This window comes from Faecalispora jeddahensis (assembly GCF_000577335.1).
Classification (GTDB): domain Bacteria; phylum Bacillota; class Clostridia; order Oscillospirales; family Acutalibacteraceae; genus Faecalispora; species Faecalispora jeddahensis.
Genome location: NZ_CBYL010000045.1, coordinates 1 through 26,681, shown reverse-complemented (window position 1 = coordinate 26,681; position 26,681 = coordinate 1). Strand labels below are relative to the sequence as shown.

The window sequence follows — 26,681 nt, the reverse complement described above, 5'->3', positions numbered from 1 at the left end:
TCGCACAGAAAGACATGGAACCCGTGCAGGCATACCGGCACGACGGCAGCGCTGCGTTCAATGTGTTCCGCCGTGTTCTGGAAAACGGCGCAATACAAATGAAACCCAACTATCAGGTTCCCGCCGACCACACGCTGACGATTCTGGCGCTGCGCCGCGCGGACGGCAGCCTGAAGGGCGCCATGATCCATTATCCGTGCCACGCGAACATTTCCAATGAAAACGCCGTGCAGCCCGATTATCCGGGCGCTGCGCTGCGTATGCTCGACGACGCGTTTCCCGGCAGCATGTCCATCTTTTTGCAGGGCTGTACTGCCGATCTGCGCCCCAACAGTGTTCTGGGCCAGCGTTTCGTATCTGCGGGCTACGACAAAGTACTCGTATTCGCCGAAGATTTTGCGAATGCCTGCCGGGACCTGCTCAGCCTGAAAGCTGAGATGATTATACCACGGTTCAACGTTCAAAAGCAACTGCTGGAGCTGCCTCTGGAGGGGGCGCTGCCCGCACGGGAGCTGGAGGAGCGCGCCAAAACCGCGCAGGGTGTGCAGCTGGAATGGGCACAGACGGTTTTAAAGAAGAACAACCGTCCCAGCGAGCAGCTGGAGTTTTCCAGAATCGAGTACGGCGACCGCCTGCGCTTTTACACCTTCAGCGCGGAGGTCTCGCAGTATTACGCCGCTTATGCGCGCGAGGTAGACCCGTATGCCGTGTGCGTCGCATATACCAATGGGATGATCGGGTACCTGAGCACCGCGCAGCAGATCGAACAGGGCGGCTATGAGCCGATTGAATCCGCGCTTTATTTTGCGCTGGCGGGAACCTATTCACCGAAAATCGAAGCCATCATCCATGCGGCCGTCGCATCGGCTGCGCAATCAGAATAAGGAGGCATTCTCATGCAAGAAGGCACTGTCATGGACCTTTACTTAAAGGAAGTATTCGGAATCATTCAGGACATACACGACCATGAAAAGGAGCATATCCTCGCCGCGGCGCATGTGATGGCCGAGCAGATCAAAAAGGACCGCCTGATCTACATTTTCGGGCCGGGCGGCCATTCCAACCTTGCCGCCATGGAAATCTTTTTCCGCGCGGGCGGGCTGATGCATGTGAGCGCGATGCTCAATCAGGACACCATGCTCTCCTGCGGTGCGCTCAAATCCATGCAGACCGAGCGCCTGCCCGGATTCGGCCGCATTATCGTCAATGACTACCGCATCGGTGAGGGCGATCTGCTGATCGTCGTCAACGCCTACGGCATCAATTCCGCAACCATCGATGCCGCGCTTCAGGCAAAGGAAAACGGCGCGACTGTAATTGGCGTCAGCTCCCACGAGCACGCCGAAAATTGCCCCAAGGAGCATCCCGCGCGGCATCCGTCCAAGAAAAATCTGCACGAGGTTGCTGACTACACGGTGGACTGCAAAGTAAGGCTGGGCGACGCGGTCATCGAGCTTCCGGGCTTTGAGCAGAAGATCGGCGCACTGAGCACTTTTGCCAACGCCTATGTGCTCAACAGCATGGTGATCGAAACGATCAACATCCTCAATAACGAAGGCATCAAGCCGCCGGTCTGGATGAGCGGCAACGCCCCCGGCGGGGACGAATGGAACAACCGCTTCATGCAGGGCTTCCGCGACAAAATCCGCTGCCTGTAATGTATTTAAAGGAAGGGATCTCAATGGCTTCAATCCTGTTTCGCAACGCCCGGATCGTAACGCCCACCGGCGTTACCCCCGGCGAGCTTTTGGTGAAAGACGGCGTCATCTCGCAGGTGCGCTTTGACTGTAGCATCGACGCCCCCGCAGACCGCATCATCGACGCGGGCGGGCGCTATCTTTCCCCAGGCTTTATCGACATCCATACCCACGGCGCGGGCGGCGCCGATTTCATGGACGGAACGCTGGATGCGATTTATCAGGCGTGCCGCAAGCATATGGAGCACGGCACCACCTCCATCGCACCCACCACCATTACCAGCACAAAGGAATCTCTGCTTTCGTTTGTCGACCTGTTCAATCAGGTACAGCTGGACCGCGAAGACATCCCCAACATCCTTGGCCTGCATCTGGAAGGCCCTTATTTTGCCTATGAACAGCGCGGCGCGCAGGACCCGAAATATCTGCGCAGCCCTGACCCAGAGGAATACAACGAGGTGCTGCGCCGCACCGACCGCATTATCCGCTGGTCGTTTGCCGTGGAGCTGGACGGGGCAGACCTGTTTCTGCGCACGTTGCGGGAGCATGGCATCATCAGCTCGCTGGCGCATTCGGACGCCACCTGCCCGCAGGTATTCCGCGCCTATGAAAACGGCATCTCGGCGCTTACCCATTTTTACTCCGCCATGTCAGGTGTGCGCCGCATCAATGCGTACCGCGTCGCGGGTGCGATCGAAGCGGGCTACCTGCTGGACGATCTGTTTGTGGAGGTCATCGCCGACGGCAAGCATCTTCCCGCCGAGCTTCTCCAGCTGATCTACAAGATCAAGGGCCCCGAGAGCATCTGCCTTGTCACCGATTCGATGCGCGCCGCCGGAATGCCCGACGGCAGCTATATCCTTGGCAACCGCGAAACCGGCATGGAAACCATTGTGGAAGACGGCGTCGCCAAGCTGCCCGATCGCTCCGCGTTTGCGGGGAGCGTCGCCACCACCGACCGTCTGGTGCGCACCATGCTGCAAATGACCACGGCACCCCTGCATGAGGCGGTCAAAATGATGACGCTCACGCCGGCGCGGCTGCTGCGGATTGATGATCGCAAGGGTTCGATCAGTGAGGGTAAGGACGCAGACCTGCTGCTCTTTGACGAGAATGTCAATGTCGAAATGGTTCTGGTGCGCGGACGTATCCTTAAAGAAAACTGAACAGGCACAGATGTGCCGCAGAATAAAAACCCACCGGCTATGCCGGTGGGTTTTTATTCTTTTAGATTTCCCCACAAACATCTTTGTCCGGCTTCAATAACTGGAAGAAACACTTAAAAATACGTTTTCGTAATGTGCTGTTTTCATGCCTGAAAACAGCGTATCACAAAGACGTATTTCTTTTGGCTTGTCAGCGCTGATCACGGCTTGTCACTGTGTCATATGTTCTGCCGCCCCGCAATAAATAATGAATGTGGATTCACGATAAGGGGGCAACGCGGGAATGTATGATGCAGGCCAGCTGGACGAAATGAGTTATCCAAAAAATGAGCAGCGGCTAGGAAGAAGGGGACAAAATGGGGCGCAGGGATCACGCTTTGACAGGTGTGGCGAAAGGCATGCAGCGCAGCGCGTGGAAAATCGCCGTCTATATCCGGCTTTCCAAGGAGGATGGAAATGATGTGAGCTACAGTGTGATCAATCAAAAGGCTTTGATACTGAAATACATAGAACAAGTGAAAGCAGAAGAGGAAGAGGAATACGCCATTGTCGATTTTTACATCGATGACGGACTGACGGGAACCGACGACTCCCGCGAAGAGTTTCAGCGGATGCTGCGGGATATTGAAAGAAAAAAGGTAAACTGCGTCATTGTGAAGGATCTTTCCCGCCCGTTCCGCAATTACGCGGACCAGGGGTATTATCTGGAGTATTTTTTTCCGCTGCACGATGTCCGTTTCATTTCATTGCAGCTTCCGTTTCTCGACAGCTACCTGTATCCGGAAACGATGCAGAGCATCGCCGTCCCGATGCAGGGCGTTGTAAACGACAATCATTGCAGAGAGACCTCTATCAAAGTGCGCCAGGTGTTTAACTATAAGCGCAGCCAGGGTCAGTTTATCGGCGCGTTTGCCCCTTATGGCTATCAGAAAGACCCGAATGATAAAAACAAACTGCTTGTGGATGAGCAGGCCGCGGCGGTGGTACGTGATATCTATCGCTGGTTTGTCATGGAGGGGATGAGCAAGATGGCGATTGCGAAAAGGCTCTCCAGCCAGGGGACGCTCAATCCCGCCTCTTATAAAAGGGAAAACGGATTGAAATATGAAAACCCCAATACTCATTTTGACTGCACGTTGTGGAGTGCCGCAACGGTCACAAGGATACTGAAAAATCCCACTTACCTGGGCCATATGGTGCAGGGCCGGCAGAAGGTGAAAAGCTACAAGGTGCATCATCGTGTTGCTGTCCCAGAGGATGATTGGTTTCTCGTCGAAAATACGCAGGAGCCGATCATCAGTCAGGAACTCTTCGATAAGGCACAAAGTCTGCATGCCCGCGATACAAGAACCGCGCCGCAAAAAAAGGAACTGTATCTGTTCTCGGGCTTTTTGCGCTGTGCCGACTGCCAAAAAGCGATGCACCGCAAAAAATACGGTAACTATGGATACTATGTTTGCCGTACCTATAAAGAGCATTCCGGCTCGGCCTGCTCAAAGCATACCATTCGGGAAAAGGATTTGATCAAGGCAGTCCTAAAAATGATTCAGATTCAAATCCAGCTTGTCGATTCGATGGCGGAAATGATTCAGAAAATCAATGATTCACCGGTTGTCCAGGTTCAATCGAACCGGATTGCTGACAATTTGAAAAACCGTGAACGAGAGCTGGAAAAGGCAACCCGTTTGAAGGATTCCTTGTACGAAAGCTGGCAGAACGGCGATATCAGCAGGGAAGATTACAGCAGGATGAAAGCGAAGTACGAAGAGCAGCTGGAACAGTTGGGGCAGACCATGCACTCTTTGCGCAAAGAACAGGAAACGCTTTTTGGGGGCGTTAGCCCGGATCATCCCTATCTTCAGCACTTTATCAAATATAACAACATTGAGGAATTGAACCGCGGACTTCTCATAGAACTGGTAGACACTATTTTTATCCATGAAAATCACGCTATCACCATCCAATTTAAATATGCCGATCCATGTAAGCGTGCGGTTGAATTTATTGAAAAGAATAAAAATTTTCCGGATTGACAGGCTCTTATTTATTTTTAGACCTAATGCAAATGCACCGGTGGGGCCAGTAGGCCCAATCGCACCATCAGCGCCCGCAGGTCCGGTAGGGCCAGTGGGGCCAGTCGGGCCGGTAGGCCCAATCGCACCGTCAGCACCGGCGGGTCCAGTCGGGCCAGTGGGGCCTGTCGCACCTGTCGCGCCCGTAGCACCGGTAGGCCCGGTGGGACCTGTTGCACCTGTCGCGCCCGTTGCGCCGGTAGGCCCGGTGGGGCCTGTTGCGCCTGTCGCGCCCGTAGCACCGGTAGGCCCGGTGGGACCTGTTGCACCTGTCGCGCCCGTTGCGCCGGTAGGCCCGGTGGGGCCTGTTGCGCCTGTCGCGCCCGTAGCACCGGTAGGTCCAGTGGGGCCGGTTGCACCCGTTGCACCCGTTGCGCCGGTGGGTCCAGTGGGACCGGTTGCACCCGCAGGGCCAGCCGGTCCAACGGGGCCAGTTGCCCCGGTTGCGCCCGTAGCGCCGGTAGGTCCAACGGGCCCAGTTGCGCCTGTAGCGCCCGCAGGTCCGGCAGGGCCGGTTGCCCCGGTTGCTCCTGTTGCACCGGTAGGCCCGGTAGGTCCAGTTGGCCCGGCAGTACCACAGCAGCATACTACATTACTTGGCTGACTTGGCTGGCAAGGATTACAACTTCCGTATATTCTCATCTCCGGTTCGAAATATGCCATTATGCTACCCTCATTTTTTTATAAAGTTACCCAAGGTTTTGATTTTTATAAAGTTACCCAAGGTTTTGATCAAAGCAGTAGGGTACATACTATCATATGAGAGCTTGGGACAGAGGTCACAATACTATAAAAAAATTTGGCCAAGCATCGTCTGAAGAAAAATTTCAGGCCAGTTGGTCGAAAATAACTTATAATCTAGAATATTTAAGTCGAAATTTACAAATAATTGCGAAACATTCCTTGTGAAGGTGAAATATTTCTGATACAATGTGTAAGGAATATCGAGAATCACTCCAGCAGCCAAAGAGATGGATATACATAAGAATGGGAGAGCGTGGAGGAGGAGAACGTGTTTGATGAGGGTGCTGAGAAAACAAAATATAAAATACTGATCGTTGAAGACAGCCTGTTCAATCAGATGGTTCTGCGAAAGATTTTGGAGAGCCGTTATACGATTGTGACATCGACAACAGCAGAAGATGCGCTGGCAAAGGTGCATACCTTTGAGCCGCATCTGATTCTGCTCGATATCATTCTGCCGGATGCAAATGGATTTGATGTTCTTGTTACATTGAAACAATCTGAAGACACCCGTAATATTCCGGTCATTATTATCACAGGGCTTGACAGCGATGAAGACGAGGAAAAAGGCTTTCTGCTCGGAGCGGTGGATTATATCAAACGGCCATTTAAAAACGCGATTGTTTTGGCACGTGTGAATACGCAGATTCATATTATCAGGCAGATTCAGACGATTGAGCACCTTAGTCTGATGGATGGCCTGACCGGGATCGCCAACCGGCGTGCGTTTGATATTCAGCTGCAGTATGAATGGAGCCGTGCGGCGCGTGAGCGCAGCTGGCTGAGCATGATCATGCTGGATGTTGATAAATTCAAAGAGTATAACGATACTTATGGGCATCGGCACGGGGATTTCATGCTGCAAATAGTGGCGCAAACTCTAAAACAAGAGCTGAAATCTGTGACAGATTTTTTTTACCGGTACGGTGGCGATGAATTTGCCATACTGCTTCCCGGTCTGCCAGCAGAAAGAGCGAGAGACTTTGCACAGAGGCTTGTGACGAGCGTAAACCAAATGCTGCTTTCGGCTGTGAAGTGCCAGAGTCCTTGTGCTCATAGTATCAGCCTCGGGTCGGCGTCTATGCAGCCTCAGCCGGAACAGAGCCCGGCCGCACTGGTAGAACGGGCAGACAAAAAGCTGTATCTGGCCAAACAAAACGGACGCAATCAGGCACAGTGTGAATAGGGAGAAGTGTATGAGAGAAATCTTGTATGCTTCTTTTTTATTACTTTGATTCTATTTTTAATTTTATAAAGCTCATTTGTCAGCCGACAAAAGCGCGTTGAAAAGGAGACCGCCACTGGACAAAAGTACAAAGTTTCTGATCAGACTTCTGCAGAGGGGAAGAGAAGGAGAGAAAAAGAAAAGGCAGACAGCCGAAGCTGTCTGCCTTCTCAATCCCGTTTCCGGGTAAGCTAAATCAAGTTCGAAAAGAAAGTCAATTACTGAAGGAGCTTCAAGATGCTCTGGGGCTGAGTGTTGGCCTGAGCCAGCATGGACTGCGCAGCCTGAGTCAGAACATTGTTCTTGGTCATCTCCATCATTTCCTTCGCCATGTCGACGTCGCGGATGCGGCTCTCGGCACTGGTCAGGTTCTCGCTGGTCACACCCAGGTTGTTCACGGTGTGCTCGAGGCGGTTCTGCAGAGCACCCAAGTCAGCACGAGTACCGGAAACCTTGTTGATCGCGTCTTCGATGGTCTGGATAGAAGAAAGAGCAGCATCCTGAGTAGCAACGCTAATGCTGTCAAGGCCAAGTCCCTTGCTGCTCATATTGCCAATATTCAGCGATACCTGCTGATCTTTTGTAGCACCAGCACCAATCTGAAGAGTCAAAGAACCAGAAGTACCTGTACCATCGGCTACTGTCTTTGCAGATGAACCAAAACCAGTTACAGCGTCAAAGGCAGTGCCTGCAAGTTTACCGGAAAACTCTACCTTCCAGTCTACACCAGCAGCCTTCAACTGTGCATTAATGTCTTCTGCACTATAATCTTTAGCATCCAACAGATTAATAGTAACAGCGCCAGCATCAGTAACGGTTACACCTTCTGCGCCACCTGCTGCATTAGAAGCAAATGTAAAGCTGGCAATACCAGTCTGACCGTCTTTTGTAGAAGTCAACTTAATTTTGCCGTCGGCAGAATAAATGTCAGTAGCCTTAGTTGCGACAGAAGTATCGGTTTTTGCAACACCAGTAGCTTCAAAAGTTCCAACAGCACTTCCATTAGTTGCTGTTGTGAGAGCTCCGGTAGCACCAGTTACCTTTGCATCTTTTAATGCAGCGATGTTCTGAATGGCAGCCTGAACATCCTCTACAGTTGCAGTAGTAGCATGAGTAGACTCACCATATGTCAAAGCAATTGTCAAAGTATCGCCGGAAAGAGATGCAGAAACGGCATCTGTGTCAGTACCATTATCAGCATTCTGTACAAATACAACTTTAGTGCCTTCTGCCAGACCCTCAATGTTCATGGTCTTTCCGAAAGCAGTTACATTGGCAACTGGTCCTGTTGCTTCGCCAGCACCCAGAGATCCATCGAGCAGGTTAATCTTATTGAAGTTGGTGGAAGTGGAGATTCTGTCGATTTCGCTCTTCAGAGCATCGACTTCCTTCTGAATGTTCTCACGGTCAACGTCGTTCTGATAGGTACCGTTAGAGGACTGAGTAGCCAGTTCCTTCATTCTCTGCAGAATGCTGTGAGTCTCGTTCAGAGCGCCCTCAGCGGTCTGTACCAGAGAGATACCGTCGTTGGCGTTGTTGGTTGCCTGATCCAGGCCGCGGATCTGGGAACGCATCTTCTCAGAAATCGCAAGACCGGCGGCGTCATCGCCCGCACGGTTGATCTTATAGCCGGAAGAAAGCTTTTCAAGGTTCTTCGCAACGCTGTTGTTGTTGATGCCCAGCTGTCTGTTCGCGTTAATCGCGGAAATGTTGTGCTGAATACGCATAATTTTTTCCTCCTGAAATTTTGTTTTTATTCCGCAGGAAATCTGCGGTATAGGGAAAGGGCGTCCGTGCCCTTGCCTTTTGATTTATGCACCACTCCCACCAGAGCGGGCCCTGCCCTGCGGGAAGAGATACCAAGTGAATGTGAGAACCGTTTTTGTTTTCGGTTCTAATCTATATTTCGGTGCGGATTTGGAAAAGTTTAGTACCAAGATGAGAAAATTTTCATTCTTTTTGTTTTAATAAATCTTTCAACTCGGCTAAAGTTTGCGCCTGCAGTTTTTCGCCCGCCTCGCGATTGATAGAAGCGGTTTCCAGCAGCTCTTTTCGCGTAATGCGAACCTCTTTCGGCGCGCTGATCGCCAGCTTGACCCGGTCGCCGCTGATTTCGGAAATGCGGATTTCAATATTGTCGCCGATCAGGATGGATTCCGATACTTTTCTGCTAATCACCAGCAAAGCGGTTCCCTCCTTCTCATCAACGGCCGTCAAAAAGCCGGTAGCGCAGAGGATATTCCGCATCCTCCAGAATCACCTGCTTTGCATGCTGATTGTAAATATTAATCACAATCGGGGCTTTCAGATTCACCACGGAATCGGAAAGGGGAGAACGGATCACGGCAATGACCAGAAAGCACAGATCCTCCGGCTGAGGGTTGCCCAGCAGCTCCAAGTCTCTCTCAGAAAGGCTTGGATTATAATCCTCACGGATCGTAAAAGGGTCTATGACAATAAAAGACGGAATCTGGCTGTCATTGGCGGCCGTCAGGCTCCACAGAACGTTCTCTTCGTCCTCATGAAACAAAAGGTACTCATGAATCTCCTCAAAGCCCAAAAGGCCCTCGGGAAAAGTTATAATATTGCGGGATTCCTGGCTCGTTTCCATATCCGCTTACTCCTGTCAGGTCATAAAGTCGATAAACGATTTGCTGAGTATTTTGGTACCCATTGAGAGAGCCGCATTATAAGCGTACTGCTGCATGTAGAAATCCATAATAGCGTCTCCTGGGTCTACATACTCAATGTCTTCCGCGCGCTCCAGCAGAGAATCACCCATCGATTCCAAGTTGGTTTTCATCGTGCTTAAAAAATTTGATTTCGAACCGGATTTCGTAATTTCGCCCAGCAGAGCGTCTCCCTGCTTGCTGAATTGGTCGAGATAAGGCTGAATATTTTCCATGGAAAAGTTGTCACTTTCCAGTTGGTCGGCAATCTGCCCCATCAGCGTGTAAAGGTTGCCCGAAATCCCCGAGCTGTCCTGCCCGTAGCCCAGAAAAGAGATGCCGGGAATCGCGGAATTGAACGCACTCTGCGAGTTGATTGTGGTGCTGTTTGCTCCGGCGGTAGTTTTCAAACCCAATCCCAGATTGACCAGAACCTCTTCATTTGCAAGGGCAGAAAGTCCATCCTGACCAATGGAGCTGGTCAGAGAGGTGGAAACAATCTCCTGATATCCGCCTGCGCCGTTGGAAACGGAAATAGAACGGTTCATATCGCCGGAGATGCGAATTTTTGAAAAATCTATTTTGTCATATCCTTTAATCAAATTCAGCAAATCCTGATTCGTTTTATATTTCGACAGGTCCGCTTTAATTGTAATATAATCATCTGAAATGGAAATGTTGGTTTCGCTACCGGCACCGCTGTCTGCTATCTTTAAAACAATTCCATCTTTAATGGTATAGCCGGTGTCGGGATCAGTGATAGGGTCGGAAGACGAGGAATTGAACTCGATCAGTGTTCCGTTGAAATTGGCCGCTGGGCCGGTTTCTATTTTCCCGGTGTTCACATTAATTCCGCGATATAACAGCTCCCCGCTGTCATTGACAGAAAAAGACGCTTCGGTCATTTCAGTGCCGCCGAACAGATACTTCTCTCCAAACTTTGTATTGAGGGGAGAGAGAAATGCCTGCTGCATCTGCCGCATTTTATTTGCGATGATCGTACGGTCGCTTTCCGACATCGTGCCGGTAATGGCCTGAATGACGTCGCCGCTTTCCGCACTGCTGACGATGCTGTAAATAGACTGCATCGCGCTCTGAGCCGTCATCAACTGACTGTCCACATCACCCAAAGAATCCTGATAGGTTTCGTTTTCAGCCATCTCCCGGCGAAAACGATACAGCTTTGTGGCTGCGAACGGGTTTTCAGAGGTTCTTTCAAAACTGCGGTACGTAGTGGCTCTTCTGGAGGCCACGTTAAAGTTGTTCAGTGAGGTGTTCAGATTTTTTGAATATTGACCGGCAATCATGCCCATTGTAATTCTCATAATGCATTACCCTCCGTTCGTTCCATATCAGCGGCCAACGACGCCCATTTTGTTGATGATGGTATCCATTGCTTCATCCATAGTCGTCATGAAGCGTGAGGAGGCCGTCAGGGCTTGGTTGAACATGACCAGATTGATTCCTTCTTCGTTCAGATCCACAGAAGAAATGGAAGCTCTCTGGGTATCAATGTTATTCAGGTTTGCTGAATATGTTTCATTTGCATTGGTAGCGGTTTTAATATCGAGGCCAAGTGTGGTGGAAACCTTCGACACATACGAGCTCAGGGAAGACGTAAACAGTGAAATCCCATCGTCGGTAGAAAATGTCTTTTCTTTTGAGAATTGGAGCACCATGTACAGAATGTTTTTTCCGCTGCTGGAATTGTCCACACCATCCAGTGTTTCATCCTTAGTAGCGGTGATATAGTTTCCTGTCGCCTTGCTCCACTCGTCAGAAATGGAAATGTTCGCCGCGGTAATGGTGGTTCCTGCTCCGTCGCTGGAAGAGAACAGCGGCTTCTCCACCGTCGTGGTCGTCGTCTTTGTGGGATCGTCCGGGTCAGTGATGGTCGTGGTGACCGCATTGACGTCATTCAGGGTCTTGGCCAAATCCTGCGCGAGCTTGTCCATGATTTTTTCATAGTAGCCGATTCCGCGGGTAGTGGTCGCCAAAGCGCCTGTTGTTACGTCTACAGACGGATTTCCCATTTGAATGGTACCGCCTGAGTAAGCGTCGAACTCGCCGCTGTCGTTCAGCATGGAGAGATATCCGCCGAACACGCCGGTCGTCAGATCATCATTAAAAACATGAGTGGAACCGTCCGTATTTTTGATCAGCTCACCATTATAGTCACGCATATAAACGGAAACATTCAGTTCCTTTGTTTTATATACATAAGAATTGCCGTCCGCGCCATCGCCTGTGTATTCAATCTGGTCCTGATTCTGAGCGGCCTCGAACTGCATATACTGATCGTTGTCAATCAGCTGAATGGAGTCGTTTCCGTTCACCAGATGTACCTGCAGTTCCTCTACCGTGCGTCCCGCACCGATCGAAACAGTGGAGCTCGAAACCCTGATATTAAACTGCTGGCTCAGCTGGTCGAGCAGCTGATTGCGCTGATCGCGAAGCTCAAGGGCTGGAACCTGAGAAATATCGCAGCTTTTGATTTCACGGTTCAGCTGAGCGATATTCTGCAGCAGGCTGTTGGCCTGGTCGATGCCGGAGCTTAAAAAGGAATCCGTCTCCTGCTTGCGTACCTGTGACAGCTGTTCGGCGGCATTGTGAAAGGCCTGTGTCAGCAAAAGGGCCGAGTTTTTCACAATCGTTTCAAGGTTGGTGTCGGCAGGGGAGCCGGCCAAGGTATTCAGCTGCTTGATCAGATCGGTAATCTGGCTGTTGATGCCGTTTGTGCTGATTTCATCATAAATGTCTTCGATGCTGCTCAGCGTGTTGACTTCCGTACCGGATTTCGATACCTTTCCGCTTTCCAGGCGATAGCGTACATCCAAATAAGGGTCGCGCAGCTGGGAAACGCCTTTGGCATCTACACCTCCGCCAATCGCCAGATCCGACACGTTGGCATACCGCATATTGTTGCCGGAAGAACCGACCGCATAGGAATCCAGACGCTGCCGGGTGTAGCCGGTAGTGTTTACATTAGACATGTTTTGTCCGGTGATCCGCAGATTGTACTGCGCATTCTGGATACCGCTTCGTGCCACATAGTAAGAAGAAAAGCTAGACGCCATGATTTTGCGCTCCTTATACTTTTTTCGAAATAAAGCCTGCGGAATTCAATTCCTCTCTGGCTTTCGCGTCATATTTTTTTTGTAGCTCAGGCTGCTTTTTCATTTTTTTCAGCGCCGCGTCCACTCGTCGAAGCCGCAGCTCGGTCAAATAGTTGCAGCGCAGGTTCATTTCTTTCAGCTCTATGATCACAGCGGAAAAGTCGTCGAAGAGTTCTTCCGCCTGCTGCCGTATGTCAGGATCAAAGTGGGGAAGAAGCTCGCGGAAGGTGGACACCGAAACCTGTGTGCGCTGCATCAGCCGTTCGCGCTCCGCCTCCATCCCTTTGGATCTCAGCATAAACACTTCTTCTACTTTTACATGATCATTCAGCTTGTCGATCTGTCCCTGAGAGATGTCCTGATATTTTTGTGTTTCCAAAGCGAAGAACTCCTGAAAAAGTACCAGATAACGACTCAGGAAGTCCACAAATTCTTCCGATAATGCCCGATCCATCCTATCGCTCCTTGCTGTTGGGGGTTCAGCGGCCCTGAAGGTCGTATTATTGTAATAAAGAAGCCCGGCCGATCAGATGCTTTCGTCCAGCAAAAGGCCAGCCAGCTCGTAAGGATCTATTTTGTAATCTCCGGACGCGATTCTGGATTTCAAGTCTTCCAGAAATTCCGTGCTTTTTTCCTGATGCAGGCTGGTGACGATCTGTTCCTTGGCCTGTACAAGAGTGGGGCGCTCTGTTTGAGAGCGCTGAGAAATTTCAATCGTGTCGCGTCTGGACGGGGCAGAGATTTTATCCAGCTTTGCTCCGTTTGTCTGCTGGCGGTTCAGCTCGCTGTTCTGTGACGCTTTATTCACATAGCCGCTGCTGGCCGTATTTGACACGTATCCTTGATTCTCAATTCTCATCTCATTCACCTCATATCCATAATATCGGCACGAACACATAACAGTTTAGTGGATTTTTGGCAACTGCAAGATTATTTTTATAGGGTTCTGCCAGAAATAGCCGTATTTTTATGAAACAATTCTTGCATTTTTAACCGTGGCTTTTTTTTCCATTTTCTTTTACATTAATAGATGTGGTTTTTTAAAGGAGAAAGTTTGGAAAATAATGTAGGAATAATAGGTTAAACTTTGCAGAAATAAGTTGACTATTGTCGATTCGATGTATATAATTAGTTTAAATCCGGTCACAAAAACTTAATAGTTTATACAAATTTTGGAGTTGAATAAGACTCAAATTATTCTTCCTTTTTTAAAGTTTTTTTAGAGAATTTTAATAAAATTGGGTCGGAAAGTGAGAGATGTATATATGGACTGGCTGAACAGTGTTCCCATCAATCTTTTAACCAAAGATTTGAACGGACTTTGGATGCGTCAGCAGGCAATTTCCGGTAATCTGGCAAACTGGGAAACCCCCGGCTACAAAAGCAGGGAGGTCAGCTTTGAAGAGGAATTGCAAAAGAGCCTTTCTTCGCAATCATCGCAAAAAAGATCGGAGCTGCTGCAGGCGATTGACGGTACGCAGCCGCAGGTAACGGTTTCGCAGGCTTTGTCCCAGCGAATGGACGGCAATAATGTGGATGCGGAGCAGCAAAACGCAGAGCTTGCGAGAACACAGATCAATTATATGTATTCTCTGCGGGAGCTTTCCGATTATTTTTCACGGCTGCGTTATGTGATCACAGACGGCAAGGGTTAACAATTACAGAAAGGACTGAATGTGTTTGGCTTTTTTAAGTTCTTTGGACATCAGTGCTTCTGCTTTGACGGCGGAACGCTTTAGAATGGATGTTATATCGGAAAATATGGCGAACTCGTCAACCACCCGTACGGAAAACGGCGGTTCGTACCGCAGAAAGCTTGTCGTACTTCAGACGCAGGGGGAAGATCAGTCCCGTTTTCGCCGCATTTTTCAAAACCAGCTTCAGCAAGTTGGCCAGGGCGTGCAGGTTGCTCAGGTCGCGGAAGACCCCAGCGATTTAACGCCGGTGTATGACCCGACACACCCGGATGCCAACGCAGACGGGTACGTCATGATGCCTAACGTGGACCCGGTCAAGGAAACCGTGGATATGATGGCGGCTACCCGGGCCTATGAAGCGAATCTGACAATGTTCAATGCGGTGAAAAACATGGCTGTGAAAGCTTTGGAGATGGGGAGATAGATCATTATGATGATAACACCAATACAGCCGATCCAATTGCTGGAGGAGCTTAACCAGACCACCAAGGCCGCGGATCAGGCGGAGCTGCCCTTTCAGTCCCTGTTTCAGGACGCGATAAACAACGTGAAGGAAACGGATCAGGCCGTACAGGACGAGGTATATAAGCTGGCGACCGGTCAATCAGATGACCTGCATAATATCATGATTGCATCACAAAAAGCAACCATGTCCGTTCAGCTTTTGGTTCAACTGAGAAATAAGGCGCTGGATGCTTATAACGAAGTTATGAGAATGAGTGTTTAGATTCCGGACTTTTTCGTCGCATTCTTACTACATTTGTTTGGAAAGGCGTCTGTCAGGGTGAACCATGAATGAACAACTAAAAAAATATATCGAACCGATTAAAACCTTTTGGAGCAATCAATCAAAAAAGAGAAAAATTATTTGGATCAGCGGCTTGGCGGGAGTTGTATTAATTGCCGTATTGGCCGCATATTTACTGAATCGCCAGCCATATGTCGTGCTTTACCCGGGCCTGGAGCATCAGGAAGCCGTTGAGGTAATGACCGAGCTTGGGAACCGCGGCGTCAATTATGAGGAAAAGAACGGCACGATTATGGTGCCGAAGGATGAAGAGAATGCCCTGCGCATGGATCTGGCGAATATGGGTTACCCGAAATCCGCACCGAATTACGATTTCTTTACCTCGAACACCGATGTGATGACTACGGACTACGAGAAAAAGACGATCGAGAAATACCAGCTCAATCAGAGGCTGGAAGCGGTCATTAAAACACTCGACGGCGTAAAGAACGCCAACGTAACCATCAGCATCCCGGAAGAAAACACCTATGCCTGGAGCCAGGATTCCGCAAAGACCACAGCGTCTGTTTCCGTCACTTTGTACGGCGAGAACTCGCTCAATACAAAGCAGGTCAACGGCATCAAACAGCTGGTTTCCAAAAGCGTACCGAACCTTACCGTCGACAATGTGGCGGTTATTGATACCTCCAGCGGTGAAGAGCTGGGCAGCGAAAGCGACGGCAGCAGCCAGGTGGATCTTTCCCAGTTCAAAAGAACCATCGAAAAGGCTTATGAAAGCGATGTGGAAAGCAGCGTCATGAAGGTGCTGGGCCCCGTTTTCGGAGCCAATAATGTTGGGGTCACTGCGAAGAGCGTGATGGACGTTGATAAAAAAATACAGGAGATTATTACCTATAAACCGTCGACGGAAGACGGAAATACGGGTGTCGTCAGCGAATCGTCTCAAACGACGGAGCAGGAGCGTGCAGGCGCCGGCTCGGGCGGCGCGGCCGGGGCAGAGACCAACTCCGACATCACTACTTATCCCGGTGTAACGGTGGACGGAAACACCATATATACAAAGGACGAAAAATCGTATAAATATCTGGTCAGCCAGGTGAAGGAACAGGTTCAGGGCGATGCGGCCAGCATTAAGGATTTGACGATTTCAGTCGTGATCAATCAGGAGATGATGAACGATACCCAGCGCACGCAGATTGCGTCTCTGGTGGCCCATGCGGCTGCGATCGATCCCTCTAAGGTTGTCGTGTACAATGCTCCGTTTGCGGAGAAGCCGGCCACAGAAACAGCGTCGAATGGGCTGATTACTCCCGAAATGACCCGGATTCTGATCTTTGTCGGAATCGGCGCAGCGGCTTTGCTCCTTCTGATTATCATTCTTCTGGCGGTTTCCAGGGCCAGAAAGAGAAAAATGGTGGAAGCCGAGGGCGAAGAGATTCCTGTGCCTGAAGACTTCTACGAGCTGACACCGGTCAGCGGCCAGGATCCGGAGGAAGAAGAGGAGGAGGATCCGGAAGTTGTGGCGAGAGAAAAGGCGAGAAAAGAAGCCGAGGATGCACTCCGGAGTAAAAGAGAAGCTCTGGAAGCTCTGGAAAAATCCCGTGAAGCGCGGTCGGGTAAAGAGGAAGTTCTGCGCGGCAAGCTGAAAGATTTCGCCGCTCAGAATCCTGAAATCGCGGCCCAGTTGATCAGAACATGGCTGAGGGGTGATGACTTTAATGAGTGAGACAAAACTGGCAGGACCTCAGAGAGCCGCATCCGTTATTGTTGCGATCGGCGTTGAAAATGCCTCGAAAATCTACAAATATCTAAAAGAGGACGAGGTTGAGCAGCTTACTTTTGAAATTGCGAGGCTCGACCAGCTTGCCGCCCAGGACGTGGAGGACACGCTGGATAACTTCTATCAGGTCTGCCTGACACAGAAGGTGATTACAGAGGGCGGCGTGGAATACGCGCGCAACGTTCTGGAGAAGGCGTACGGCCCGCAGATGGCGAGCTCTTTGCTGGAGAGGGTCACACGCAATTTAAGGACAAAGGTGTTTGAGTTCATCCGCAAGGCGGATTATAAAAACATTATCGCAATTATTCAGAATGAACACCCGCAGACGATCGCTCTGATCCTCTCTTACACAAGTGCGGATCAGGCGGCCAGTGTCATCGGGGAGCTGCCCAAGGATGTCCGCCTTGAGGTCGTCGAGAGAATCGCGACGATGGACCGGACTTCGCCTGAGATCGTTAAAATTGTAGAGCAGAACCTTGAGAAGAAATTTTCTTCGCTCATGTCTCTGGATTTTACCGAGATCGGCGGTGTCAATTACATTGCGGATATCATGAACAACATGGACAGAGCGAACGAAAAGTATATCTTCGACGAGCTGACCCGCAAGGACGCGGCTTTGTGCGAAGAAATCCGCAAGAGAATGTTCGTATTCGAGGACATTACCGCTCTGGACGATATGTCCATCCAGCGTTTCCTGCGCGAGGTGGATTCCAAGGACCTGGTGTTTGCGCTCAAGGGGGCCAACAAAGAGGTTGCCGAAACAATTTTCAAAAACATGTCTACGCGTTCCAGCGAAAGTGTTCGCTCCGATCTGGAGTATACACACAATGTCAGGCTGCGTGACGTGGAAGAAGCGCAGCAGCGCATTGTTGGTATCATCCGCCGCTTGGAGAGCGAAGGCGAGCTAGTGATTGTGAAGGGCGGAAAGGATGAGTTCATTGCCTAACGTCATCAAAGCTTCGCAATATACTAATTCCGGGGTGCGGGAGGTCAAGCTTTCAGAGCTGGCCTCGAGCCAAAGGCACAATGAGCCGGCGGGGGTTCCCGCGGTGCGCAGGGATGCCGGACAAAGTCAGGAAGCCATTTTGCAGGAGGCTTTGGAGCAGGCAAAAAACATCGTGGAAAACGCCCGCAGCTACACCATGAATCAGCTGCGGGAATCTACGGCGCAGATGAATGAAGAAGCGTCCCGCATCAGAGCCGCAGGTTACCAGGAGGGTTTCTCCAAGGGCAGTGCCGAAGGCTTTGAGAAAGGGCATAGCGAAGGCTATGAAAAGGGCTTTGAGCAGGGCCTGCAGGAAGGCCGCGAGGCCGGAATCCGAGAACTGCAGGAGCAATCCGACCGGCAGCGTGAAGAAATCACCCGGCTGATCGAAGACCTTGAGCAAAGCAAACTGCAGATTCTGGAGGAATTCCGGTCGGGGATCGAAGCGCTGTCCATGCAGATTGCCCGCAAGGTGCTGCACCAGGAGGTCAGCGACGGGATCGCAGTTCCCGCGATCGTGTCCGGCGTGCTGGAGGAATATCACGATCAGGAATGGGCGTGTATTCATGTTTCTCCCAGGGCCGCAGAGCTGCTTCAGGCAGATCCTCAGCTGATGGAACGCCTTCAGTCGGTTTCGAAAAATCTGCGCATTGTGCCCTCTGCTTCACTGGAGGATTCGGATTGCCAGATCGATCTGCCGGACCGCCAGCTGGATGCAGGGGTAGAGACACAGCTGAAGGAAATTTCTTACGAGCTTCACTTATAACAAAACGGAAAGGGGGAGAGCGAATGACGCTGGACGAACGGCTGGAGCGCCTGTTGGAGATGGACTCCGTGGTTTGCAAGGGGAAGGTCACCAATATTGTCGGCTCAATGATTGAAGTCAGCGGCATTTCTGCGAACGTCGGCGATATCTGCACCATCGACGGCACGCAGGACTCTCCTCCGGTTCTGTCAGAGGTAGTCGGCTTTAAAAACGGGAATGTTCTTCTGGTCGCCTATGGCGATGTGAAAGGGGTAGGTCTCGGCAGTCTGGTTCGTTCCACCGGCCGAAAGCTGTGGATTCCGGTTGGGGATTTCCTCATCGGGCGAATCATCGACGCGACCGGCCACCCGATCGACGGCAAGGGCGAATTCCCCATGGGAGAACGCTACGGGGTCGATTCAGCTTACATTAATCCGCTGGAGAGGCCCCGCATTAGTGAGCGGCTTACCTTCGGCATCAAGGCGATCGATGGGATGCTGACCATCGGCAAAGGCCAGAGAATGGGGATTTTTGCGGGCAGCGGCGTTGGAAAAAGCACCCTGATGGGGATGATCGCCAAAAACGTCACCGCGGATGTCAACGTGATCGCTCTGGTCGGCGAGCGCGGGCGCGAGGTTGCCGAGTTCATGGAAAAGGATCTTGGCCCCGAGGGTCTCGCGCGTTCCGTTCTGGTGGTGGCAACGTCGGATCAGCCGGCAATGTACCGCCTGAAATGCGCGATGGTGGCTACCGCCGTCGCGGAATATTTCAAGGATCAGGGTAAGGATGTCCTTCTGATGATGGATTCCCTGACCCGATTTGCCATGGCCCACCGTGAAATCGGGCTGGCAGCGGGGGAGCCCCCCATCGCACGCGGGTACACGCCCGGCATTTACTCAGAGCTGCCAAAGCTCCTCGAGCGTAGCGGCAACTTTAAGCAAGGCTCCATTACAGGCATCTATACGGTTCTGGTAGAGGGTGACGATACCAACGAGCCGATTTCCGATACCGTACGCGGTATTATAGATGGACATATCGTGCTCAGCAGAGAACTGGCACACAAAAACCATTATCCGGCCATCGACGTCAACGCCAGTATTTCGCGCCTGATGAATGATATTGTGCCGGAGGATCACCGCCAGGCCGCGGGCAAAATCCGCAACTGGCTCTCTGTTTACCGGCAGAACGAAGATCTGATCTCGATCGGGGCGTACAAGCCGGGGCTGAACTTCCGCCTGGATGAGGCGGTCAAAAAGATGGATTCCGTCAATCAGTTTTTATGCCAGCAGGTGAATGAATGTTTTTCTTTTGAGGACACCATTCAAATGATGAAAGAGATGTAGCAAAGAATGAAAAAATTTGTGTTTACATTGGAAAAAGTCCTCCGTTTTCATGAGCAGGAGCTGGATGTCAAAAAGCAGGAGCTGTCCGCTCTGCGGGCCGGTCTGCGTGACCTTGATCACGAGATTCAGTGCCTGAAGCTGGAACTGTCTCAATTGAATCAGGAAATGTCCCGCGCCATGGTTTCCGGCCTGAACGCCAGAGACATTGCGGTTTATAAAATGTACTTCCGCTCTATGGAGCTGAATATCCGCCGCCTGGAAACGCAGCGGGTTGAGCTGCGAAACCAGGTAGAAGAAAAACAGGCAAGCGTCGTTCAGACGAATCAGGAGATATCCGGTCTGGAAAAACTGCGCGACAAACAGTTCGATGAGTACAACGCCGGCTGCCGCAAGCAGCAGGAGCTGGAAATCGAAGAATTTGTTTCGCAGGGGATTAAAGTTTCCTGATCCTTTCTGAAGTTTATTTGATATAGTAATATTTGGAAGGAGGTGAAAATCAATGGTGCAACAAATCAGTGTACAGCAAATCAGCCTGCCGAAGGCAGAGCCCAAAGAGAAAATTCAGCCGGAAGCATCCAGCTTCAAAACCGCTCTGAAAAAGGCCGAAAATTCTCTTCCGTCCAAAGCGCCCAAAGAGCCGAAAGACGAAACCGGAAAAGCGGATACACAGACGTCAGGCGAAGAAGCGCTCCCCGCGGAGAAAGAAGAAAAACTGCCGGAGGCCGGCCCGCAAAACAACATCGTTTCTCCGCTGATGCTTTGGCTTCTGATGGGAAATGCCTCTTCCGCAGAACAGGATGTGCAGTCCTCGACAGATCCTTTGACCGCGACTGTCCCGCAGGTGCTTTCCGCTTCTTCTGAAACGGTTCAGACAGCTCTCACCGCCATCGGTTCCGCAACGGGAAAAACGGGCGTGACGCTGCAGCAGCTTCTTCAGCAGCAGATAAGTCCGCAGACGCAGCCCGCCGTACCGGCAGCCCAGACGGCGAATCCCCCTGCCGCGCAGCAGACAATCCAGCAAGTGCAGGTGCAATCACCGGTACAGTTCCTCACTTCGCAGCAGACGGAAACGCCCGTACAGCCGATCGTACAGGAAACGGTGCTCCCGCAGTTTGCAGTACAGACAGCCGATCCGCTTTCCGCTTCTTCCAAAACACAGCAGAAAGGGAATCAGGTGGTTCAGGGAATTCCCTCTCTTTCGGCAGACGCTTCCGGCACAGCCGCCGCAATGCCTGTTCCAGTGCAGACCCAGCAGAATAATCTCGGCTCCGCCTTATCCGGTCATACGCAGGACAAGCCCGCCGATACAACGGGGAACACTTCCGAGCAGCACAGCGATTTCGCGGCTCTGTTCGTCAGTCAGAACGATTCCGTTTCCGCATCCTCTGCGGCGCATGCTTCCGCTTCGTCCAGGCTTTCTGCCGGTACGGCCGCTCATCTGACGGAACAGATCGTCAAAAATGTTCAGGCCAGGAACAACAGCTTCCGCATGGAGCTGTTCCCGCAGGATCTCGGCAAGATTTCTGTTTCTCTTAAAATGGAGCAGGGCCTGTTGGTGGTGGATATTCTGGCGGACAGCCCCAGAACACAAAGCCTGCTGGCATCCGGATCCGGTGAAATCCGTTCTCTGCTGGAATCAGCCGTTGGCCAGCCCGTTCAGGTGACGCAGCCGCCGCAGGACGCCCCCGCCTATTATCAGCAGGAGCAGGAATCCTCCGGTCAGCAGCAGGATGAGCAGCAGAGTCAGCAGCATCAGGAACAGGAAACGACAGAAGATTTCCTCAGTGTTCTTCAGCAGATGAAGGAACAGAGCAGTATCCTATAATGAAGGAGGTGTCCTATTGGATATCAGCCAAATCAACAGTTACAGCAGTGCATCCACTAAAAGAAGCAGTGCCAATTCCTCGTCTTCTCTCAGCATTGAGCAGTTTTTAAGCTTGCTTGCGGCACAGCTTTCGAATCAGGATGTTCTGAACCCGACGCAGGATACCGAGTTTGTGGCTCAGATGGCACAGTTCACTTCATTGCAGGCTCTGGAAAACCTGAACCAATATGCAAGCTATCAGTATGGCAGCTCACTCATTGGAAAAAAGGTCAGCGTCGCGATGTATGATTCCACCGGCAAGTACGTCTCCGACATGGGTGTCGTCACTCAGGCCGATTATTCGTCCGGCGATACGACCGTTACAGTCAACGGCAGATCATACGGGATTGCCAATATTATGGAAGTGTTCAACGACGCAAGCTACGGCTCTTATCAGTATGCAGCTTCTCTGGTAGGTAAAAAAGTTCAGGTCACCGGCTATGATGTGAACGGAAACGTGGTAGAGAACACGGGAATCGTTTCTTCCTGCACCTTTGCTTCCGGCGAGGCCATGGTGGTTGTCGACGGTCAGAAATATACGCTTTCGGCTGTGCGCCAGGTTCTTTCGCAGGATGCAGATCCGGAACCGACCGATCCTGAAACCTCCGATGATACGACGGTTCCCGATACAGATTCATCAGGTTCTACAGATCCGGACACCGAAGGATGAGCTGCTTTTTGAGTCTTTCAAAAAGGAGTCGCTATGAACGATTTAGAATTTAAGAAAAATTATTCCGCGTTGATCCCACCGAGCTATGGTGTGACAAATCCGTCGCAGTCTCAGGCGCAGAAAACGCAGGAAAATCCCCAGAACAGTGAATTTGCCGCGCTGGTACGCCAGTCGCTTTCCAAAAACAGTCAGCTGAATTTCTCAAAGCACGCTGTTCAAAGACTGGAGTCCCGTTCCATTGAGCTTTCGCCCGAACGGTTGACACAGCTCAGCGGTGCGGTAGAAAAAGCCAGAGCTAAGGGCGTGCGCGATGCGCTGATTTTGGACGGAAGTACGGCATTTATTGTGAATGTCCCGAGCAGTACCGTTGTTACCATGCTGAATGATCGGGAAATGACAGATAACGTATTTACCAATATTGACGGAGCCGTTGTATTGTAACCGGACCTCGCAGAGGAAGTTACCGGGCTTTGACTGACAGATAAGCCCGACGGCGCCGGACACAGAAAAGGAGATTATATTATGCTGAGATCACTTTTTTCCGGTGTTACCGGTCTGAAATCCCACCAGACCAAAATGGACGTCATCGGCAATAACATTGCCAACGTCAATACTTATGGATTTAAATCTTCCCGTACCACCTTCCGCGACGTGTACTATCAGACCATTTCCTCTTCCACTTCTGCCAGCGGCACCCGAAGCGGCAGCAACGCCTCCCAGGTCGGTTACGGCACCTCGGTCGCGTCGGTGGATATCCTGAATACCCGTACCGGCTATGCGGCTACCGGCAACTCGATGGATTTGTACATCGACGGCGAGGGCTATTTCGTCGTGCAGGACGGCAACGGCAACGAGCACCTGACGCAGGTGGGTACCTTCGGCTTTGATGGCGACGGCAACCTGACTGACGGCAACGGCAACTTTGTGTGCGGCTATTCGGTAGACAAGCTGAAAAGCACGGTTTCCGTGGGTGGTGCGAAAGTCGACTTCGACTTTATCTCCTCTACCGACAGCACGAAGAATGGCAGCTATACAATTGACGGAAAAAACACGAGCTATATTGAAGGCTACACCTTTAAGGTTGTGGATGGCGGTGCGTCTGCAACAGAGGGAGTGGAGCTGGATCCTACCCAAAAAACCATTACCGTCACTTTGCAGACTGCAAATATGACCAAAGAAAAGCTTCAGAATATGCTGCAGACGGGCACTTGGCAGGTCACTGGCGAAACCAGCACCGGCTTGGGTTTTGCTATTAAGGATTCCAATGGCAATGCTCTGAAACAGGCCGACGGCACCACAGACCTCCAGTGGGCTGACGTGCTGAAGCTCACCCAAATTAAAGTAGACGGCGCTGCTGATGCCTCCACTAAGGATGATGTAATCAAAGCCACCACCGGCAAAATTGCGGAGGAGGCGACTTTCGAGGGGAGCGGCTCCGGTTCGGCAGCCCTGAAAAAAATCATTAATAACAAGGGCGAAATGAAGAATATCGCTGTTGGTATGGACGGCACGATCACGGGTGAGGACGTTGACGGTACCATCCAAATCATCGGTAAAATTGCCATTGCGAACGTTCCGAACCCCGACGCCCTGCAGCACGAAGGAAACTCCTATTACAAGGCGGTCAACAACACCGGCGTGATTACCTACACCACACCGGGCGAGAGCAACACCGGCGTGCTGAGAAGCGGCGGTCTTGAGATGTCCAACGTAGACCTGGCAAATGAATTCTCTGATATGATCATGACCCAAAGAGGATTCCAGGCCAACTCCAAAATGATTACCGTCAGTGATGAAATGCTGGAAACACTGGTCAACCTGAAACGATAATTGAAAGCGGCTGCCGTTCCTGAGCCGGGGTCGGTTCAGGAACGGTGGTCCCATATCAAAGAGGGATGTGCATTATGGTAGAGCTGACGAATATGAATGGCGTTGCGTTTGTGCTCAACAGCAATCTGATCGAAACCATTGAACTGATTCCGGAAACAAAAGTGACGACGACGACCGGAAAATATTTTCTTGTGAAAGAAAAGCCGGAAGAAATCGTTCAAAAGGTCATTGTTTACAATCGAAAGATTTTCCAGAATGTTATTCGCACTTTGTAGTGCAGCACATGCCCAGGCTTTCCCTGTGGGAGGCCGTCCGGATCCTCCGGAGCTGTCCTCGGGTGTTTCGCGAGGGTCAGGACTTGTTTTTATACCGCAGATTTTAACTTGACGAGGGATTGGTGGTACTATGGCGGAAATATTGTCGCAGCAGCAGATCGACGAGTTGCTGGGCAGTTTGCAAAGTGGAAATGTCGATTTTAAAGATGTAGAAACCCAATCAAACGGCCCGAAAGTAAAAGAATATGACTTTATGTCGCCCAAAAAGTTCTCTCGGGAGCAGCTGAAGTTATTGGATAATATTTTTGATAACTTTGCGCGAATGTTCAGCCTGCAGCTGGCCAGTATGCTTCGTATCTCGTGCCAGATGGAAATTTTGCAGGTAGAGGAAGAGGACTATAAGGAATTCAACAATGCGCTCAACGATTCCGTTTTGGTCGCAATGATCGGAATGCACAATCAAGAGCATCGCATCGACGGAAAACAGATTTTGATGGAGCTGTCTCGCCCGATTTCGTTTTCCATTATTGACCGTATGCTGGGCGGCAACGGCTCCGGATACAACGTAGACCGAGATTATACCGATATTGAGCTTGCGCTTATGGAGTACCTGTTTAAGCAGATGCTCACTATGATGAAAAATTGCTGGTCCAATTACATCGAAATTGATCATACGCTCGATATGATCGAAACAAATTCGCGCTTAATGCAGTCAATACAGCCCGACGAATCCGTTGCCATCGTGGTCATTGAGATCACGCTGGAGGATAATTTAAAAGGGAATATGAATATATGTCTGCCGGCCGCTTCGCTGGAGGAGATTTTTAAAGTCTTTAACTCCAAATATATCAAAATTCCGCGTAAGGATGACCCTGAGGTGGAGCAGGAACGCAAAGAGATCATCATGAAAGGCCTGAAAGCATCGCCGCTTTATGTTTCGGCCGTGCTTGGAAAAACGCAAATCACTCTGAAGGACTTTTTAGGTCTTCAGATTGGGGACGTGATCACCCTGAATACACCGCTTGAAGAAAACCGGATCACGGTATGTGTGGAAGATCTTCCATGGTTTACCGGAATGATCGGAACCAAAAAGAAAAAATACGCGGTGAAAATCGATCAAATCTTATAATTTTCGAATGGAAAGGTGATTTCTATGGAGCCTAACGGGTCTAATCACGAGGAACTGATGTCGCCAATGGAAATTGACAGCATTGGCGAAATCATGAATATCAGCCTGGGGTCGTCTGCCACTACAGTTTCTACTTTGCTGGATCAGCGCGTGAATATTACCACACCCCGGGTAACCATCGTCACAGCGCAGGAATTTGAGTTCAAGGGCCTTGAGCCCGCCGTGGCAGTCGAAATCAATTATGTCAGCGGTTTGGACGGAACGAATGTGATGGTTCTCAAAGAATCGGACGTTCGCATTATTGTCGGGCTGCTGCTGCAGACAGAATACTCTGAGGAAGATTTCGTCCTGGACGAAATGAGCCTTGGTGCGATCTGCGAAGTTATGAATCAAATGATGGGCGCTTCGTCCACTGCGCTCTCGCAGCTTTTGAACCGCCCGATTAACATATCGCCGCCGGATTCTTTTAAAATAGAGAATCCCGAGCAGTTCAAGAAGAAATATTTTAACGACGACGAGCCGATTGTCACAATTCATTTCAATTTGATGATCGGAGAGTTGACAAATAGTGAATTCATCAGTATTATGAGCCTTGGCTTGGCAAAGGATTTAATTTCCAGCTTTGGGTTCGGCAGTTCCTCTTTGGAAAATACACCTGAGTCTGCACCGGTTCAGTCAGCGCCTCCTGCGGCGCCGGTCCCGGCAGCTGCGGCTCCTGTGGCATCCACGCCTCCTCCGGCAGCAGCACCCGCTCCGGCGCCGTATCCGGCTCAGCCGGCTTATGCAGCTCCGGCCGCGTATCATCCCGATCCGCAGGCAGGCTTTGTGCAAACGGCCTACGGTGTTCCGGCCGCGGCGTACAGTGCACCGCCTGTTCCCATGGCATCGCCGATGCAGCCCACGCCTGTCATCCGCGGCGGAAATAT

27 protein-coding genes are annotated in these 26,681 nt (G+C 50.9%); 20 read left to right on the top strand and 7 right to left on the bottom strand.

From position 1 onward, the window contains the following. From TY09_RS14590 to TY09_RS14565, 5 genes are all read left to right on the top strand, one after another. On the top strand, window positions 1-884 hold an 884-nt coding region (locus TY09_RS14590), incomplete at its 5' end, for a hypothetical protein (RefSeq protein ID WP_042435903.1). Window positions 885-896: 12 nt separating this feature from the next. Beyond that, window positions 897-1,658, top strand: a complete 762-nt coding sequence (locus TY09_RS14585) for a sugar isomerase domain-containing protein (RefSeq protein WP_042435888.1) — start codon at window positions 897-899, stop codon at window positions 1,656-1,658. A 23-nt stretch (window positions 1,659-1,681) separates the two neighbouring features. Continuing rightward, window positions 1,682-2,863, top strand: coding sequence for an N-acetylglucosamine-6-phosphate deacetylase (gene nagA / locus TY09_RS14580; protein ID WP_042435886.1), 1,182 nt, complete (start codon window positions 1,682-1,684; stop codon window positions 2,861-2,863). A 356-nt stretch (window positions 2,864-3,219) separates the two neighbouring features. Then, window positions 3,220-4,896 (top strand): recombinase family protein, encoded by a 1,677-nt coding sequence (locus TY09_RS14575; protein WP_081759675.1) that lies wholly within the window; start codon window positions 3,220-3,222, stop codon window positions 4,894-4,896. A gap of 1,051 nt (window positions 4,897-5,947) precedes the next feature. Then, window positions 5,948-6,865 (top strand): GGDEF domain-containing response regulator, encoded by a 918-nt coding sequence (locus tag TY09_RS14565; protein WP_074432644.1) that lies wholly within the window; start codon window positions 5,948-5,950, stop codon window positions 6,863-6,865. A gap of 257 nt (window positions 6,866-7,122) precedes the next feature. Here TY09_RS14565 and TY09_RS14560 read toward each other — a convergent pair whose 3' ends face one another. From TY09_RS14560 to TY09_RS14530, 7 genes are all read right to left on the bottom strand, one after another. Continuing rightward, the gene (locus TY09_RS14560; RefSeq protein WP_042435884.1) at window positions 7,123-8,631 is read right to left on the bottom strand and encodes a flagellin N-terminal helical domain-containing protein; all 1,509 of its coding nucleotides are present in this window, start codon (window positions 8,629-8,631) and stop codon (window positions 7,123-7,125) included. Between the two features lie 223 nt (window positions 8,632-8,854). Further along, window positions 8,855-9,082, bottom strand: coding sequence for a carbon storage regulator (locus tag TY09_RS14555; RefSeq protein ID WP_242824593.1), 228 nt, complete (start codon window positions 9,080-9,082; stop codon window positions 8,855-8,857). A gap of 25 nt (window positions 9,083-9,107) precedes the next feature. Continuing rightward, window positions 9,108-9,515 (bottom strand): flagellar assembly protein FliW, encoded by a 408-nt coding sequence (fliW, locus tag TY09_RS14550; protein ID WP_009064003.1) that lies wholly within the window; start codon window positions 9,513-9,515, stop codon window positions 9,108-9,110. Window positions 9,516-9,530: 15 nt separating this feature from the next. Then, window positions 9,531-10,898: a flagellar hook-associated protein FlgL gene (gene flgL, locus TY09_RS14545; RefSeq protein WP_042435882.1), complete on the bottom strand. Its 1,368-nt coding sequence runs from the start codon at window positions 10,896-10,898 to the stop codon at window positions 9,531-9,533. Between the two features lie 27 nt (window positions 10,899-10,925). Continuing rightward, window positions 10,926-12,650, bottom strand: coding sequence for a flagellar hook-associated protein FlgK (gene flgK / locus TY09_RS14540; protein WP_042435879.1), 1,725 nt, complete (start codon window positions 12,648-12,650; stop codon window positions 10,926-10,928). A gap of 13 nt (window positions 12,651-12,663) precedes the next feature. Next, on the bottom strand, window positions 12,664-13,143 hold the full coding sequence (gene flgN / locus TY09_RS14535) for a flagellar export chaperone FlgN (RefSeq protein WP_009063586.1): 480 nt from the start codon (window positions 13,141-13,143) through the stop codon (window positions 12,664-12,666). Between the two features lie 72 nt (window positions 13,144-13,215). Further along, a complete protein-coding gene (locus tag TY09_RS14530) occupies window positions 13,216-13,548 on the bottom strand; it encodes a flagellar biosynthesis anti-sigma factor FlgM (RefSeq protein WP_009064264.1) in 333 nt (110 codons plus the stop codon). 406 nt (window positions 13,549-13,954) lie between these two features. On the opposite strand from TY09_RS14530, the gene flgB reads away from it, so the two are divergent. The 15 genes from flgB to TY09_RS14455 form a co-directional block, all read left to right on the top strand. Beyond that, complete coding sequence (gene flgB, locus TY09_RS14525) at window positions 13,955-14,344, top strand: flagellar basal body rod protein FlgB (RefSeq protein WP_042435876.1); 390 nt, start codon at window positions 13,955-13,957, stop codon at window positions 14,342-14,344. A 25-nt stretch (window positions 14,345-14,369) separates the two neighbouring features. Then, complete coding sequence (gene flgC, locus TY09_RS14520) at window positions 14,370-14,810, top strand: flagellar basal body rod protein FlgC (RefSeq protein ID WP_035316956.1); 441 nt, start codon at window positions 14,370-14,372, stop codon at window positions 14,808-14,810. 6 nt (window positions 14,811-14,816) lie between these two features. Continuing rightward, a complete protein-coding gene (fliE, locus tag TY09_RS14515) occupies window positions 14,817-15,113 on the top strand; it encodes a flagellar hook-basal body complex protein FliE (RefSeq protein WP_042435869.1) in 297 nt (98 codons plus the stop codon). A 64-nt stretch (window positions 15,114-15,177) separates the two neighbouring features. Beyond that, a complete protein-coding gene (gene fliF, locus TY09_RS14510) occupies window positions 15,178-16,860 on the top strand; it encodes a flagellar basal-body MS-ring/collar protein FliF (protein WP_042435867.1) in 1,683 nt (560 codons plus the stop codon). Then, on the top strand, window positions 16,853-17,860 hold the full coding sequence (gene fliG / locus TY09_RS14505; RefSeq protein ID WP_009063566.1) for a flagellar motor switch protein FliG: 1,008 nt from the start codon (window positions 16,853-16,855) through the stop codon (window positions 17,858-17,860). The genes fliF and fliG overlap by 8 nt, the downstream gene beginning before the upstream one ends. Beyond that, window positions 17,853-18,665, top strand: coding sequence for a FliH/SctL family protein (locus tag TY09_RS14500; protein WP_042435865.1), 813 nt, complete (start codon window positions 17,853-17,855; stop codon window positions 18,663-18,665). Before fliG ends, TY09_RS14500 begins: the two co-directional genes overlap by 8 nt. Before the next feature lie 23 nt (window positions 18,666-18,688). After that, window positions 18,689-19,987 (top strand): flagellar protein export ATPase FliI, encoded by a 1,299-nt coding sequence (gene fliI / locus TY09_RS14495; RefSeq protein WP_009064105.1) that lies wholly within the window; start codon window positions 18,689-18,691, stop codon window positions 19,985-19,987. Between the two features lie 6 nt (window positions 19,988-19,993). Further along, complete coding sequence (gene fliJ, locus TY09_RS14490) at window positions 19,994-20,434, top strand: flagellar export protein FliJ (RefSeq protein ID WP_042435863.1); 441 nt, start codon at window positions 19,994-19,996, stop codon at window positions 20,432-20,434. A 52-nt stretch (window positions 20,435-20,486) separates the two neighbouring features. Then, window positions 20,487-21,812, top strand: coding sequence for a flagellar hook-length control protein FliK (locus TY09_RS14485; RefSeq protein WP_042435860.1), 1,326 nt, complete (start codon window positions 20,487-20,489; stop codon window positions 21,810-21,812). 16 nt (window positions 21,813-21,828) lie between these two features. After that, complete coding sequence (locus TY09_RS14480; protein ID WP_042435856.1) at window positions 21,829-22,521, top strand: flagellar hook assembly protein FlgD; 693 nt, start codon at window positions 21,829-21,831, stop codon at window positions 22,519-22,521. 33 nt (window positions 22,522-22,554) lie between these two features. Beyond that, window positions 22,555-22,962, top strand: a complete 408-nt coding sequence (locus tag TY09_RS14475; protein WP_042435853.1) for a TIGR02530 family flagellar biosynthesis protein — start codon at window positions 22,555-22,557, stop codon at window positions 22,960-22,962. 81 nt (window positions 22,963-23,043) lie between these two features. Then, complete coding sequence (locus tag TY09_RS14470; RefSeq protein ID WP_042435850.1) at window positions 23,044-24,351, top strand: flagellar hook protein FlgE; 1,308 nt, start codon at window positions 23,044-23,046, stop codon at window positions 24,349-24,351. A gap of 74 nt (window positions 24,352-24,425) precedes the next feature. Continuing rightward, the gene (locus tag TY09_RS14465; RefSeq protein ID WP_009063706.1) at window positions 24,426-24,626 is read left to right on the top strand and encodes a flagellar FlbD family protein; all 201 of its coding nucleotides are present in this window, start codon (window positions 24,426-24,428) and stop codon (window positions 24,624-24,626) included. Window positions 24,627-24,756: 130 nt separating this feature from the next. Continuing rightward, window positions 24,757-25,755, top strand: coding sequence for a flagellar motor switch protein FliM (fliM, locus tag TY09_RS14460; protein ID WP_009063959.1), 999 nt, complete (start codon window positions 24,757-24,759; stop codon window positions 25,753-25,755). A 24-nt stretch (window positions 25,756-25,779) separates the two neighbouring features. Continuing rightward, the coding region (locus tag TY09_RS14455) for a chemotaxis protein CheC (protein WP_242841510.1) at window positions 25,780-26,681 on the top strand (902 nt) is incomplete at its 3' end.

Excerpts from the sequence above, each read along its gene's own strand:
- TY09_RS14585 (WP_042435888.1), top strand. The coding sequence starts at position 897 with ATGCAAGAAGGCACTGTCATGGACCTTTACTTAAAGGAAGTATTCGGA.
- nagA (WP_042435886.1), top strand. The coding sequence starts at position 1,682 with ATGGCTTCAATCCTGTTTCGCAACGCCCGGATCGTAACGCCCACCGGC.
- TY09_RS14575 (WP_081759675.1), top strand. The coding sequence starts at position 3,220 with ATGGGGCGCAGGGATCACGCTTTGACAGGTGTGGCGAAAGGCATGCAG.
- TY09_RS14560 (WP_042435884.1), bottom strand. The coding sequence starts at position 8,631 with ATGCGTATTCAGCACAACATTTCCGCGATTAACGCGAACAGACAGCTG.
- fliW (WP_009064003.1), bottom strand. The coding sequence starts at position 9,515 with ATGGAAACGAGCCAGGAATCCCGCAATATTATAACTTTTCCCGAGGGC.
- flgL (WP_042435882.1), bottom strand. The coding sequence starts at position 10,898 with ATGAGAATTACAATGGGCATGATTGCCGGTCAATATTCAAAAAATCTG.
- flgK (WP_042435879.1), bottom strand. The coding sequence starts at position 12,650 with ATGGCGTCTAGCTTTTCTTCTTACTATGTGGCACGAAGCGGTATCCAG.
- flgN (WP_009063586.1), bottom strand. The coding sequence starts at position 13,143 with ATGGATCGGGCATTATCGGAAGAATTTGTGGACTTCCTGAGTCGTTAT.
- TY09_RS14530 (WP_009064264.1), bottom strand. The coding sequence starts at position 13,548 with ATGAGAATTGAGAATCAAGGATACGTGTCAAATACGGCCAGCAGCGGC.
- flgB (WP_042435876.1), top strand. The coding sequence starts at position 13,955 with ATGGACTGGCTGAACAGTGTTCCCATCAATCTTTTAACCAAAGATTTG.
- fliE (WP_042435869.1), top strand. The coding sequence starts at position 14,817 with ATGATGATAACACCAATACAGCCGATCCAATTGCTGGAGGAGCTTAAC.
- fliF (WP_042435867.1), top strand. The coding sequence starts at position 15,178 with ATGAATGAACAACTAAAAAAATATATCGAACCGATTAAAACCTTTTGG.
- fliG (WP_009063566.1), top strand. The coding sequence starts at position 16,853 with ATGAGTGAGACAAAACTGGCAGGACCTCAGAGAGCCGCATCCGTTATT.
- fliI (WP_009064105.1), top strand. The coding sequence starts at position 18,689 with ATGACGCTGGACGAACGGCTGGAGCGCCTGTTGGAGATGGACTCCGTG.
- fliJ (WP_042435863.1), top strand. The coding sequence starts at position 19,994 with ATGAAAAAATTTGTGTTTACATTGGAAAAAGTCCTCCGTTTTCATGAG.
- TY09_RS14485 (WP_042435860.1), top strand. The coding sequence starts at position 20,487 with ATGGTGCAACAAATCAGTGTACAGCAAATCAGCCTGCCGAAGGCAGAG.
- TY09_RS14475 (WP_042435853.1), top strand. The coding sequence starts at position 22,555 with ATGAACGATTTAGAATTTAAGAAAAATTATTCCGCGTTGATCCCACCG.
- TY09_RS14470 (WP_042435850.1), top strand. The coding sequence starts at position 23,044 with ATGCTGAGATCACTTTTTTCCGGTGTTACCGGTCTGAAATCCCACCAG.
- TY09_RS14465 (WP_009063706.1), top strand. The coding sequence starts at position 24,426 with ATGGTAGAGCTGACGAATATGAATGGCGTTGCGTTTGTGCTCAACAGC.
- fliM (WP_009063959.1), top strand. The coding sequence starts at position 24,757 with ATGGCGGAAATATTGTCGCAGCAGCAGATCGACGAGTTGCTGGGCAGT.